At 64.1% G+C, this 12,828-nt stretch carries 10 protein-coding genes; 4 read left to right on the top strand and 6 right to left on the bottom strand.

The window, feature by feature from the left end; translation table 11 throughout:
• Positions 1-240: 240 nt before the first annotated feature.
• Positions 241-1,560, top strand: a complete 1,320-nt coding sequence (locus WG900_RS06600; RefSeq protein ID WP_339965729.1) for a dicarboxylate/amino acid:cation symporter — start codon at positions 241-243, stop codon at positions 1,558-1,560.
• An 18-nt stretch (positions 1,561-1,578) separates the two neighbouring features.
• Here WG900_RS06600 and nth read toward each other — a convergent pair whose 3' ends face one another.
• Positions 1,579-2,241, bottom strand: a complete 663-nt coding sequence (gene nth, locus WG900_RS06595; protein ID WP_339965727.1) for an endonuclease III — start codon at positions 2,239-2,241, stop codon at positions 1,579-1,581.
• Positions 2,238-2,966, bottom strand: a complete 729-nt coding sequence (dapB, locus tag WG900_RS06590; protein ID WP_339965725.1) for a 4-hydroxy-tetrahydrodipicolinate reductase — start codon at positions 2,964-2,966, stop codon at positions 2,238-2,240. Before dapB ends, nth begins: the two co-directional genes overlap by 4 nt.
• A 126-nt stretch (positions 2,967-3,092) precedes the next feature.
• Here dapB and WG900_RS06585 point away from each other — a divergent pair, with 126 nt between their 5' ends.
• Positions 3,093-3,791: an NAD-dependent deacylase gene (locus WG900_RS06585; RefSeq protein ID WP_339965723.1), complete on the top strand. Its 699-nt coding sequence runs from the start codon at positions 3,093-3,095 to the stop codon at positions 3,789-3,791.
• On the top strand, positions 3,788-4,126 hold the full coding sequence (locus WG900_RS06580; protein WP_339965721.1) for a GFA family protein: 339 nt from the start codon (positions 3,788-3,790) through the stop codon (positions 4,124-4,126). The genes WG900_RS06585 and WG900_RS06580 overlap by 4 nt, the downstream gene beginning before the upstream one ends.
• A gap of 207 nt (positions 4,127-4,333) precedes the next feature.
• On the opposite strand, the gene WG900_RS06575 is transcribed toward WG900_RS06580, so the two are convergent.
• From WG900_RS06575 to WG900_RS06560, 4 genes are all read right to left on the bottom strand, one after another.
• On the bottom strand, positions 4,334-5,650 hold the full coding sequence (locus WG900_RS06575; RefSeq protein WP_339965719.1) for an amidohydrolase family protein: 1,317 nt from the start codon (positions 5,648-5,650) through the stop codon (positions 4,334-4,336).
• Between the two features lie 148 nt (positions 5,651-5,798).
• A complete protein-coding gene (locus WG900_RS06570) occupies positions 5,799-6,572 on the bottom strand; it encodes a HesA/MoeB/ThiF family protein (protein ID WP_339965717.1) in 774 nt (257 codons plus the stop codon).
• Positions 6,573-6,751: 179 nt separating this feature from the next.
• Entirely contained in the window at positions 6,752-8,152 is a 1,401-nt protein-coding gene (locus tag WG900_RS06565; protein WP_339965715.1) for a sugar porter family MFS transporter, read from the bottom strand.
• 154 nt (positions 8,153-8,306) lie between these two features.
• Positions 8,307-9,101, bottom strand: coding sequence for an SDR family oxidoreductase (locus WG900_RS06560; protein ID WP_339965713.1), 795 nt, complete (start codon positions 9,099-9,101; stop codon positions 8,307-8,309).
• 215 nt (positions 9,102-9,316) lie between these two features.
• On the opposite strand from WG900_RS06560, the gene WG900_RS06555 reads away from it, so the two are divergent.
• The gene (locus WG900_RS06555) at positions 9,317-12,718 is read left to right on the top strand and encodes a glycosyl hydrolase (protein ID WP_339965711.1); all 3,402 of its coding nucleotides are present in this window, start codon (positions 9,317-9,319) and stop codon (positions 12,716-12,718) included.
• Positions 12,719-12,828 lie beyond the last annotated feature (110 nt).

Below are 12,828 nucleotides of genomic sequence, written 5' to 3'. Positions count from 1 at the left end.
CGCACAGCGGCTGACGGAGGGGTAATGCGGCAAGGTCGATACCCCTCCATCTGGCCCTGACGGGCCATCCACCTCCCCATTTGTGCCATTCGGCAAAAATGGAGAGGAACATCGCGACCAGACCACAGGTTCTGCCCCCCACACCGCTTGTTTGGGATGAACCGGCCAAGGCGCATTGCCAGTGCTGCCCGGCGCGGTTAGTCTCACCCGCAACAATATTTCACGCGGGGAACTGGACGCATGGATCGGCGGCTGACTTTCTATATCCTGATGGGCATGCTGCTGGGCGTCATCGTCGGGCAGGGCCTGCACATGATGGTCGATGCCGCGACGATCAAGGCGGACATTGCGCCGTGGCTCAAGCTGCTTTCTGACATCTTCCTCAACCTGATCAAGCTGCTGGTCGCGCCGCTGGTGCTGTCTACCATCGTGGTCGGCATTGCCCACATGGGCGACAGCACGGCGCTGGGCCGCATTGGCGTCCGCGCGCTGGCGTGGTTCATCACCGCCAGCCTGATCTCGATCGGGCTCGGCCTGATCATGGTCAACCTGCTCAAGCCGGGCGTCGGCGCGCCGATCCCCGATGTTGCCGCCGCCGCCAAGGCCGTGGGCGAGGTCAAGCACCTCAACGCGCCCGAATTCATCCTCTCGATCTTCCCCAAGAACGCCTTCGACGCGATGGCGACGAACAACATCCTGCAGATCCTGGTCTTCTCGATCTTCGCCGGCGTGGCGCTTTCGGCCATCGGCGAAAAGGGCAAGCCGCTGGTGCGCGGCGCCGATGCGCTGGCCGAAATGATGCTGCAGATCACCGGCTACGTCATGCGCTATGCGCCGATCGCGGTGTTCGGCGCGCTCGCCAACGTGGTGGCCGCAAGCGGGCTGGAAATCCTCAAGACCTACCTTGAGCTTCTGGTCGAATTCTATCTCAGCCTTGCGCTGCTTTGGATCATCCTGCTGGGCATTGGCGCGATTTTCCTGGGCAAGCGGATCATCACGCTGATCCGCTACATCCGCCAGCCGATGATGATCGCCTTCTCGACCGCGTCGAGCGAGGCGGCGCTGCCCAAGATGTTCGAACAGCTTGACCGCTTCGGCGTGCCGCGCCGCATTTCGGGCTTCATGCTGCCGCTGGGCTACAGCTTCAACCTCGATGGTTCGATGATGTACATGAGCTTTGCGACGATCTTCATCGCGCAGGCCTATAATATCGACTTGCCGGTGGCGACGCAGATCATGATTCTGCTGACGCTGATGATCAGTTCCAAGGGCATCGCCGCCGTGCCGCGCGCCAGCCTCGTGGTGATCACCGGCACGCTCGCAATGTTCGGCCTGCCGGTCGAAGGTGTGGCGATAATCCTCGCCATCGATCAGTTCCTCGACATGGGCCGCACCGCGACCAACGTGGTCGGCAATGCGGTGGCGACGTCGGTGATCACCAAGTGGGAAGGCATGCTCGAGCCCGAGGAAGGCGAATTCGTCGAACACCCGCACGCTCCGGCGCATACGGCGGCGGATGGGCGGGCGGGGCTGGAGCTGGATCCTTCGAACTACAATTAGGGATCACGTCGTGGCGGATCAGGTCCGGGACGATGAGGTGCCCTTTGGTTCGAGCACCTTCGCCTTGAAACTGCAAAGGTCCACCACCGGGCAGCGCCAGCATTCCGGCGTGCGCGCCTTGCAGACATAACGCCCGTGCAGGATCAGCCAGTGGTGCGCGCCCATGCGGAAGGGGGCGGGGACGCGTTTTTCCAGTTTGGCTTCTACTTGATCCGGCGTCTTGCCCTTGGCGAGGCCGGTGCGGTTGCCGACGCGGAAGATGTGGGTATCGACCGCGAAGGTTTCCTGCCCGAACCAGCAGTTGAGCACGACATTGGCGGTCTTGCGGCCGACGCCGGGCAGCCGCACCAGTTCCTCGCGCGTTGAGGGAACCTCACCGCCGAATTCATCGACCAGCAACTGGCTGAGCGCGATGACGTTCTTGGCCTTGGTATTGAACAGGCCGATGGTCTTGATGTGCTCGCGCAGGCCCTCCTCGCCAAGGTCGAGCATCTGTTGGGGCGTTTGCACCTTGCGGAACAGCGCGCGGGTCGCCTTGTTCACGCCCACGTCGGTCGCCTGTGCCGAAAGCGCGACGGCAACGACGAGCTGGTAGGCATTGCCGAACAGCAGCTCGGTTTCAGGCGCGGGGTTCAGCTCGGCGAGGCGGCGGAAGAATTCGAAAATCTCGTCGCGGGTCAAAGCCCCAGGACCTCACCCATCGCGTAACGCCTGGCGGGCTTGCCAATCAACCATTGCGCCGCCTTCACCGCGCCGGCGGCGAAGATCATGCGGTCTTCGGCCAAGTGCGAGAGGCTGATGCGTTCGTGATCGCCGAACAGGCTCACCGTGTGATCGCCGGGGACGGTGCCGCCGCGTAAGGAAGCAAAGCCGATCGCGCCGGGCTTGCGCGCACCCGTGATGCCGTCACGCCCGCGTTCGGACACGGCGGTGAGGTCCACCCCGCGCCCCTGCGCAGCGGCCTGGCCGAGCAGCAGCGCGGTGCCGGATGGCGCGTCGACCTTCATGCGGTGATGCGTCTCGACAATCTCGATATCCCAGTCATCGCCCAGCCGCGCGGCGGCTTCGCGCACCAGCCAAGCCAGCAGCGTCACTCCGAGCGAGGTGTTGCCGGTCTGCAGGACGGCAGTGTTGTTCGCGGCGCTGTCGCAGAGCCAGTGGTGGCGCTCTTCAAGGCCGGTGGTGCCGACGACGATGGGAATCCCCGCCTCGGCCGCTGCATCAAGGTTCGCCTCGAGCGCGTGGGGGCTGGAGAAATCGACCAGCACGTCGCTGACGCGGGCGAGGGCGAGGGCATCGCCGCCCTTATCTATCCCGCCGGAAAGCGTCTCGCCCTTGGCCGCGATGGCGCGCGCCAGTGCCTGCCCCATGCGTCCTTCGCTGCCGATAATGCCGATGCGTGCCATGCCAACTCCACAAAAGGCCCTCATGCTGAACTTGTTTCAGCATCCATCGTGCCCCACACTCGGACCTGTCCTTGGGGCACAATGGACCCTGAAACAAGTTCAGGGTGACGAGGGAAAGAGGTTCGCGTGCCTGAAATCCGCAATATCGTCGTCCTCACCGGCGCAGGCGTATCCGCCGAAAGCGGGATCGACACCTTTCGTGATGGCGGCGGATTGTGGGAGCAGCACCGGGTGGAGGACGTCGCCACGCCCGAGGCTTTCGCGCGCGATCCCAACCTTGTTCACCGCTTCTACGACATGCGCCGCGCGGCAATCCAGACGAAGGTGCCGAACGAGGCGCACATGGCGCTGGCGCGGCTGGATGCGGGTTGGAAGGGAAGCCTGCTGATCGTCACGCAGAACGTTGATGACCTGCACGAGCGCGGCGGCGCGCGGCGCGTGCTGCACATGCACGGCGAGCATCTCAACGCCTGGTGCACAGCCTGTGATTCGCGCCTGCACTGGACTGGGCCGCTGTTCGACCGGCCTCCTTGCCCGGTCTGCGGATCGCGCGCGCTGCGGCCTGATGTCGTGTGGTTTGGCGAGATGCCTTACCGCATGAACGAGATCTACGCGGCGCTGCGCGAGGCGGATCTGTTCGTTTCCATCGGCACATCGGGCGCGGTCTATCCGGCGGCGGGCTTCGTCCAGACTGCGCGCGATCTGGGGGCGCAGACGCTGGAACTGAACCTCGAGCGCTCGCAGGGATCGCAGAGCTTCCACGAAACGCGGCTGGGTCCGGCGAGCGAGGTCGTGCCGGCCTGGGTGGAGGAGATGCTGGGATGAGCGGTCATCAGGGAACCTGCCACTGCGGCGCCGTGACCATCACCATCGCCGATACACCAACCGAAGTGGCGGAGTGCAATTGCTCGGTCTGCCGGCGGCTCGGTACGCTGTGGCACTATGGCCCGCCGGACAGCGTCAGCGTGACGGGCGAGCTGGCAGGCTATGTGCAGGGGGACTGTTCGCTCACCACCTGGCGCTGCGCGCACTGCGGCTGCGTGACGCACTGGACGGCGATTGATGACACCTACCAGCGCATGGGTGTGAACATACGCATGTTCGATCCCTCGCTGTGGAGTGACCTACCGCGGCGGATCGTCGACGGGGCGAGTTATTAGGTGACTATCTTTTCCCCTTGATGGGGAAAGGATACGCAGCCCTGCTCCTGAAGGGAGCTAGGCGAAGTTGGATAGGGGTGATCGTGCCGCAGGCGCTACGTCCGGCGGAGAGCGCACCCCCACCCAGCTGCGACTAGGCAGCGCTGCTGCCAAGTCTTCGCATCCCTCCCCCATCAAGGGGGAGGGAGCGTAATGCAGCGATACTGGTCAAACCGCTTCGGCGTGCTTCTTGAACATCGCGTTGACATCGCCCGAGGTGATGGCGCGCTGCTTGTCGGCCTGATTTTCCGGTGCTGCACCGCCAGTGGACCTGACCGTCGTGTCGACACCGTTGGCCGCGGCCTTGGCGCGCAGGGCTTTTACCGTCAGATCTGCCTTGGCGTGGTGCGCGAAGGGATCGAAGCGGTAGAGGGCCATCGCGTTCTTGTGGGTGATCTTGTCGATCACTTCGTCGGAAAGCTTGCTGACCGAGCGCCACAGCACTTCGGGAGCATTCGGCCACGGCGCGTCGGAGTGCGGGTAATCGACTTCGTAGCAGACCTTGTCCTCACCCAGCGCGTCGAGGTTGCGGCAGCCATAGGCGTCGTCGATGAAGCACGAATAGAAGTGTTCGTGGTACACGTCCGAAGGCTTCTTGCCTTTCAGGTAGCTGTCCGAATGGGTCCAGGCCGAGTGCTGTTCGTGGGCATAGTCGGCGCGTTCGAGCAGGTAGGGAATCCAGCCGATGCCGCTTTCCGACATGGCGATTTTCAGCGGATAACGGTGCAACGCTTCAAGGTGCAGCCAGTCGGCAAGGCCGATTGAAACCGACATCGGCATGGTGGTGATCCATGCCTCGATCGGCGATTCATCGGTGGCGTGGGGGCTGGGGTTGCCGGCACCGATGTGCAGGTTGATCGTCATGTCGGTATCGGCGCAGGCCTTCCACATCGGCTCCCAGTAGGAGTTGTGGACCGAAGGCAGGCCGCGCTTGGTCGGGTTCTCGTTGAACGAGACCGAGGTGCAGCCTTGCTTGGCCAGGCGGTGGATTTCCGCGACCGTGGCGTCGATGTCCCAGGCCGGCAGGATGCCGTTCATGATGAAGCGGCCGGGGTGGGCCTGGCACCACTGGAACCAGTGATAGTCGTTATAGGCCTGCACGTGCTGGACGGCATAGGTCTTGTCCGGCGCATTGCAGAACATCAGCCCATCGAGGCCGATCAGCGTGCCGAAGTTGAGGCTGGCGGCGATGCCGTTGACGTCCATGTCATCGACGCGGGCGGCCGGGTCCCAGCAGCCCTTGCGCAGCTGGTCAAGGCTGGTCGGCTCCATGCCGTATTCTTCCTTGGGCCGGCCGACGACGCCGTTGAGCGCGACCGAGGCCATCTTCAGGCCTTGATAGTCCCAATAGTTTGACCCGTTCGACTTCTGCTTGAAGGTCGGGGCGGAAGCGAGCGCGGGGCCGCTGAGGTGGTGGGTGAACAGGTCACCGGGTTCGCTGATGTGATCATCGACGCTGATGATCACCATGTCGTCCATTTTCATTACTACTCTCCCATCGGCGGCGCGCGCGGCGCTGGCGTTGCATCGGATGGGAGGGTTTTCCTCTCCTCAAGCCCGGCGATCCTTGATGCGAATCAATTGCGGAAGAGGGAAGGGGGATGCCATCGTGACGGCGATGGCTAAGGTGGCCTCAGGCCGGATTGCAGCCCCGGCACTCGGGGTCCTTGGGCACGCCGATGGTGCGCATTGACGGGGCGAGGCCATCGAACAGCTGGAGCTGGCCCCACTGCGGATCGCCCAGCGCTGCCTTGCCTTCGAGGATGACGCGGATCGCGCTCATCGCGGCGAAAGCGCCGACCATGCCGACCATCGCGCCCAGCACGCCGTCCGCCGAGCAGGTATCGCAGTCCTCGGCATCGAAGGCATCGCCCACCCAGCAGCGATAGCAGGCCTGTCCCGGCAGGTGTCCCGCAAAGTTCGCGACCTGTCCCTGAAAACGGCCCAGCGCGGCGCTGGTCAGCGGCATACTCAGCGCGGTGCAAGTGTCGGATACGATCAGACGAGTCGCGAAGTTGTCACACCCATCGACTACGACGCTCACGTCCCCCCTGAGGACCCGCGCGGCGTTATCCCCCCCCAAACGCATGATGACCGCGCGGGCCTCAATCTGGGGGTCGAACCTTGCCACCCATTCCGCTGCCGCTTCCGCTTTGGGCCGCCCGATATCGGCGGGGGTGAAGATCGTCTGGCGCTGCAGGTTGCTGGCATCGACCGTGTCGTCGTCGATCAGCGTCAACCGCCCGACGCCCGCGCCCGCAAGGTATTGCAGCGCCGGAGATCCGATCCCGCCGCAGCCGACCAGCACGACATGCGCCTGCGTCAGCGCAACCTGCCCAGCGCCGCCAACTTCGGGCAGCACGATGTGGCGGGCGAAACGGTCAAGGCGATCGGGGCTGAGGGTCATGGGATGGCCGTAAACGAGGCGAGGCCTTCAGGAAAGGCCAGACCCGCGAGGCTCACCTTCGTCATTGCCAGGAGGCGAAGTCGACGCGGCAAGCCAGAGTCCAGCACGCAACGCCACTGGATTGCTTCGTCCCTGCGCCTCCTCGCAATGACGAAGGATGTGAGCACTTTGGAGGCTCCCTACCCCTCCATCTGCTCCAGCGTCTTGCCCTTGGTCTCCTTGACCATCTTCAGCACGAACCAGAACGAGATCGCCGCGCAGGTCGCATAGAAGCCGTAGGCCGTCGCCAGCCCCAGATTCTTGAGCGCCCAGGGAAAGCTCGAGGAGATCGCGAAGTTGGCGCTCCACTGCGCCGCGCCCGCCACCGCCAGCGCGCTTCCGCGCATCTGGTTGGGGAACATCTCGCCCAGCAAGACCCACATCACCGGGCCCCACGACAGGTTGAACAGCGCTGCATAGGAAATCGCCGCGACGAAGGCGAGGGTTCCCATTTCGGGCGGCAGCACCAGTTTGCCCTCGATGATCGTGCCTTGCGTGAAGGCGAAGGTCATCAGCCCCAGCGTCACCGCCATGCCGAGCGAACCAATCAGCAGCAGCGGCCTGCGCCCGACCTTGTCGATCAGCATCAGCGCGACGATGCAGGCGCCGACCGAAACGGCATCGTTGATCACTTGCGTGGTGAAGGCTTGCTGCTCGGTAAAGCCGACCGCTTCCCACAGCATGATGCCGTAATAGAACACCACGTTGATGCCGACGAACTGCTGGAACACGGCGAGGCCGATGCCGACCCAGACGATGCGCCGCCACTTGCCGGTGGCGGGATCCTTGAGGTCCTTCATACTCGGCTGGTGATCCTTGGCCAGACTGTCACGGATTTCGCCGGCGATGCGCGGGGCTTCGTCAGATCCGAACAGGCGGGTGAGCACGGCCAGCGCTTCGTCCATGCGGCCCTTGGCGACGAGGAAGCGCGGGCTTTCGGGCACGAACATCAGCGAGACGAGGAACAGCACGGCAGGAACCGCCTGGACCCAGAACATCCAGCGCCAGGCCGGGGCGCCCCAGATCTCGTTCAGCGACGACCCGGCGAGCCGCTGCAGCATCAGGTTGGATGATGCCGCCCCGAGAAGCCCGGTGATGATCATGATCTGCTGGATCGAGGACAGCCGCCCGCGCAGGTTGGCCGGGGTCACTTCGGAAATGTAGGCGGGTGACAGCACCGATGCCGCGCCCACTGCCGCACCGGCAATGAACCGAGCAAGGGCGAAGGACACCGCGCTGTTCGCCGCGCCGGCCCAGAGCGCCGAGAGAATGAACAGAATCGCCGCCGTAACCATGACCCAGCGCCGGCCCTTCAGGTCCGCCAGCCGGCCCGCCATGAAGGCGCCAAGTGCGCAGCCCGGCAGCAGCGAGCTGGCGGTCAGGCCAAGGTTCGCCTCGTCGAGGCCGAAGGTCGTCGCCAGGCCTTTCGTGGTGCCGTTGATCGCGCCCGAATCATAGCCGAACATGAACCCGCCGAGCGTGGCGACCGCCACGATCAGCCCGATAAAGCCCATGTTCGCTTGCCGCTGAGCCGCCGTCATCCCGTCCCCCTTTTTTTGGCCTTGCCAGTTGACTGGCAAAGTCAGGACGGTGCGGCAACCGCTAAATACGCCGCGCAAAGTAGAACGCCCGAACCGCAGGGGTCCGGGCGTGCTACCGGTGTCAGTGTTCCGGCGTAAGGCCGGGGCCGTTTGCTTACTTCGGCTGGAAGCGGATGCCGCCGTCAAGCCGCAGCAGTTGCGCGTTCATGTAGGTGTTCCGGGCAATCTCCAGAGCCAGGCTGGCGAATTCCTCGGGCATGCCAAGACGCTTGGGGAAGGGGACGGCCTTTTCGAGGTTCTCATAGATCGCCGGGGCCTTGGCCTTGACGCCGAGCATAGGCGGGGTGGCGAAGGTGCCAGGCAGGATCGCGTTGACGCGAATGCCGACGTCCATCAGGTCGCGCGCCATCGGCAGGACCATCGAATTGACCGCGCCCTTGCCGCCGCCATAGGCGACCTGGCCCATCTGGCCGTCCTGCGATGCGACCGACGAGGTCAGGATGATGCAACCGCGCTCACCGTCTTCGTTCAGCGGCTGCGAATTGGCCATGCCCAGTGCGGCGATCGAGGCGACGCGGAAGCTGGCGGTGGCGATGCCTTCCATCGACTTGGCGAAGCCTTCGGTGGTGGCGCGCTTGTAGCAGTTGTTTTCCTTGTCCCAGCCCACGGTCTTGCCGCCACCGGCAACCATCGCGCAGTGGACGACAAGGCGTTCCTGGCCGTTGGCCGCGCGGGCCTTGGCAAAGCCGGCCTCGACGCTCTCTTCGTCCATGATGTTGACGTTGCAGAACACGCCGCCAACTTCCTTGGCCAGCGCTTCGCCGACGTCTTCGTTGATGTCGAAAATGGCGACCTTGACGCCGGCAGCGGCAAGCGCCTGCACGGTAGCCTTGCCGAGGCCCGAGGACCCGCCGGTGACGACGGCGGCGATGGTGTTGTCGATCTTCATGGGCGTTTCCCTTGATTGCAGATGTCTTTGACGGTGCCCTGCCTTGCGTCGAAGGGCGTGGCAATGGGGCGGGCTTGTCTCCACCTGCAAGATCGTCCGAGCGGTGATCGAAAATGATTGGATAGGGAATTATTTGATTGCATCGCCGAATCGTGCTTTGTCTGTCAGACCAATTTCGCACGCGGGAATCGCGGCGATCTGCTGAGAGGTATGACATGAAGGCTTTCGGTTCGACCGGTTCTCTGCGCGCGGCACTGCTGCTGGCCACGGCACTTGTTCCCGCCAGCGCGGTCGCCCAGACGGCGGCCCCAGCTGCCGCTCCGGCTCAGCCAAGCCTCGAAGACCAGTTCGTCAATCCCCCGCAGTCCGCTCGCCCGCGCGTGTGGTGGCACTGGATGAACGGCAACATCACCAAGGACGGCATCGCCAAGGACCTTGCATGGATGAAGCGCGTCGGCATCGGCGGCATGCAGAACTTCGATGCCAACCTGCAGACCCCGCAAGTGGTCGACAAGCGGCTGGTCTATATGGACGAAGGCTGGAAGGACGCCTTCCGTTTCACCGCCAATGAAGCCGAACGCCACGGGCTGGAACTCGCCATCGCCGCTTCACCGGGCTGGTCGGAAACCGGCGGCCCCTGGGTGAAGCCTGAAGATGGCCTCAAGAAGGTCGTCTGGAGCGAAACGCTGGTCGAAGGCGGCAGGCCCTTCAAGGGCCGGATCGCTGCGCCAGTGAACGTGACCGGACCGTTCCAGGGCATGGGACCTGCGATGTCCATCGAGGAATTGATGGGTGGTTCGGGCGCAAAAAAGGTCAAGCCGAAGCATTTTGCCGACATTGCCGTGCTTGCCTTTCCGGTGACGGAGCCGGCCGCGCTCGCGGTGCCAACGGTGACCACGCTTGATGGCAAGCCGCTATCTATGGCGCCGATGGTCGATGGTGATCTCGCCTCGGCAACAGATATTGGTACCATCGGCCAGAGCGATGCGGGACTGCTGGTGACCTATGCCGCTCCACAGACGGTACGCGCAGCCACGATCATGATTCCCGGTGCCTCGGTTGCCTTCCTCGGTTCGCTGGTCGAACCCCGGCTTGAGGCGAGCGACGATGGCAAGGCATGGCGCAAGATCGCCGATCTGTCGGTTCAGCCAGTGCCGACGACCGTGAGTTTTGCACCCGTCACCGCGCGCTATTTCCGCGTGATGATGCCGCCGAAGTCTTTCAACATCAACGCGCTCGGAGCCTCAGCGGAAGGGGCCGATGCGGGACTGTACGGATCTGCGCTGGGCGGCGGTGGCCCCCGTATGCCACTGCGCGTGGCGGACTTCAGGCTGCAGGCCGATCCGCGCATCGACCGCTATGAAGCCAAGGCCGGGTTTGAGCTGGAGCGCGATTACTACAAGCTGAGCACCGACGTGGCCGATGCCGCCGGCGTTGCGCCTTCCTCGGTGATTGATCTCACATCGCGCCTCAAGGCCGATGGCTCGCTCGACTGGACCCCGCCGAAGGGCAAGTGGAAGGTCCTCCGGCTGGGGTCGACCCTGCTTGGCACGACCAACCATCCCGCCCCGCCCGAAGCGACCGGGCTGGAAGTGGACAAGTTCGATGGCCCCTCCGTGCGCCGCTATCTCGATCACTACATCGGCATGTACAAGGACGCCTCGGGCGGCATGCTGGGTGACAAGGGTGTCCGCGCCATCCTGACCGACTCGATCGAGGTTGGCGCGGCCAACTGGACGCCGAAGATGGTTGACCAGTTCAAGCGCCTGCGCGGTTATGATCCCACGCCGTGGCTGCCGACGCTGACCGGGACGATCATCGGATCGCGCGCCGAAAGCGACAAGTTCCTCTACGATTATCGCCGCACGCTAGCCGATCTGATGGCCAGCGAACATTATGGCACGGTCGCCAAGGTGGCGCACGAAAACGGCCTCAAGGTCTATGGCGAGGCGCTGGAAGACAAACGCCCCTCGCTTGGCGATGACATGGAAATGCGGCGCTATGCTGACGTGCCGATGGCCGCGTTCTGGACCTTCCCGCGCGGCGGAGCCCTGCGCGATACGCTGATCGCCGACATGAAGGGCGCGGCATCGGTCGCCCACGTTTTCGGCCAGAACATTGTCGCGGCGGAATCGCTGACGGCAGCGATGAATCCCTGGAACTATGCGCCCAACGACCTGAAGCGCATGATCGACATCGAATTCGTCACCGGCGTCAACCGCCCGGTGATCCACACCTCGGTGCACCAGCCGATGGACAGCAAATTCCCCGGCTTGTCGCTGTTCATTTTCGGTCAGTACTTCAACCGGCACGAATCCTGGGCCGAAATGGCCAAGCCCTGGGTCGATTACATGGCGCGCAATTCGGCCATGTTGCAGGCTGGGCGCAACTTTGCCGACGTCGCCTATTTCTATGGCGAGGAAGCCCCGCTCACCAGCCTGTATGGCGATGGCCCGGTGAAGGATGCGCCCAGGACCTATGCCTATGACTTCGTCAACTACGGCGCGCTGACCGATGCCCTGTCGAATGACGGTGCGGAAATCGTCTCCACCGGCGGGGCGCGGTACAAGGCGCTGTATCTGGGCGGATCGACACACCGCATGACGCTTTCCGCGCTGAAGCGGCTGGCAGCGCTGGTTGAAGGCGGCGCGACCATCGTTGGCATGAAGCCGGAGAGCAGCCCGAGCCTGTCTGACAATTCCGCCGAATGGTCGGCACTGGCCGGCAAGCTGTGGGCCGGCGGCGACGTGACCAAGCTGGGCAAGGGGCAGGTCATCGCCTCGCGCAATATCGAAGCCGCGCTGGCCGGTGCCGGCATTACCTCCGACTTCCGCCATGATGGCGGCGCGGACGTGCGGGTGGAATTCGTCCACCGCCGGCTGGCCGGTGGCGACAGCTACTTCCTCGTCAACCGCAACAACGTGCCCGCCAATGTCGAGGCGCGTTTCCGCGTCACCGGCAAGGCCCCCGAGCTATGGGATGCCGAAACCGGCAAGTCCGAGCCGCTCAGCTACCGGATCGAAGGCGGCGAGACCGTGGTGCCGCTGCAATTCGGCGCGGAAAAGTCTTTCCACGTGGTGTTCCGCAAGCCTGCACCGACTGCATCGCTGGCGATCAAGAAGGTCGTGCCGGTCGAACTGGCAACGATCGCCGGCGCTTGGGATGTGGCCTTCCAGCCGGGCCGGGGCGCGCCTTCGGGGGCGAAGCTCGCCGCGCTTGAGGGGCTGGAAAAGAACGCCGATTCGGGAATCAAGTACTTTTCCGGCATGGCGACCTATTCCCGCGATTTCACCACGCCGAAGGGCTGGAAGCCGGGGCAGCCGCTGTGGCTTGACCTGGGCGATGTGCGCGAGCTGGCCGAAGTGTCGATCAACAGCAAGCCCGCGGGTGCGGCGTGGCATCCGCCCTACCGGGTGGAGATTGGCAGCGCGGTAAAGAAGGGCAAGAACCGCCTCGAAGTGAAGGTGGCGAACCTGTGGGTCAACCGCCTGATCGGTGACCGCCAGCCCGGCGCGACCAAGCTGACATGGACGGCAATGCCCACCTACAAGCCCGATGCGCCGCTGCGGCCTTCGGGGCTGATCGGGCCGGTCAAGCTGCTGGGACAGGGCAAGTAAGGGGTCCGTTTCCAGATCGGCACCATTTGTTACAGCGCTGATACACGGCACCGCCCCGGCGGTTGCCGGCGGCGTTCACATCGTGGAAATGTGATTTCATTCAAGAAAAC

The sequence above is a fragment of the Novosphingobium aquae genome, assembly GCF_037572715.1.
Lineage (GTDB): Bacteria > Pseudomonadota > Alphaproteobacteria > Sphingomonadales > Sphingomonadaceae > Novosphingobium > Novosphingobium aquae.
Note: the sequence above shows the minus strand (reverse complement) of the source record. Positions and strands in the feature narration are given on the sequence as shown.

Bases quoted from the DNA above. Each gene is read 5' to 3' on its own strand.
- WG900_RS06565 (WP_339965715.1), bottom strand. From the start codon at position 8,152: ATGACGGCGGCTCAGCGGCAAGCGAACATGGGCTTTATCGGGCTGATC.
- WG900_RS06560 (WP_339965713.1), bottom strand. From the start codon at position 9,101: ATGAAGATCGACAACACCATCGCCGCCGTCGTCACCGGCGGGTCCTCG.
- WG900_RS06580 (WP_339965721.1), top strand. From the start codon at position 3,788: ATGAGCGGTCATCAGGGAACCTGCCACTGCGGCGCCGTGACCATCACC.
- dapB (WP_339965725.1), bottom strand. From the start codon at position 2,966: ATGGCACGCATCGGCATTATCGGCAGCGAAGGACGCATGGGGCAGGCA.
- WG900_RS06555 (WP_339965711.1), top strand. From the start codon at position 9,317: ATGAAGGCTTTCGGTTCGACCGGTTCTCTGCGCGCGGCACTGCTGCTG.
- WG900_RS06575 (WP_339965719.1), bottom strand. From the start codon at position 5,650: ATGAAAATGGACGACATGGTGATCATCAGCGTCGATGATCACATCAGC.
- WG900_RS06570 (WP_339965717.1), bottom strand. From the start codon at position 6,572: ATGACCCTCAGCCCCGATCGCCTTGACCGTTTCGCCCGCCACATCGTG.
- WG900_RS06600 (WP_339965729.1), top strand. From the start codon at position 241: ATGGATCGGCGGCTGACTTTCTATATCCTGATGGGCATGCTGCTGGGC.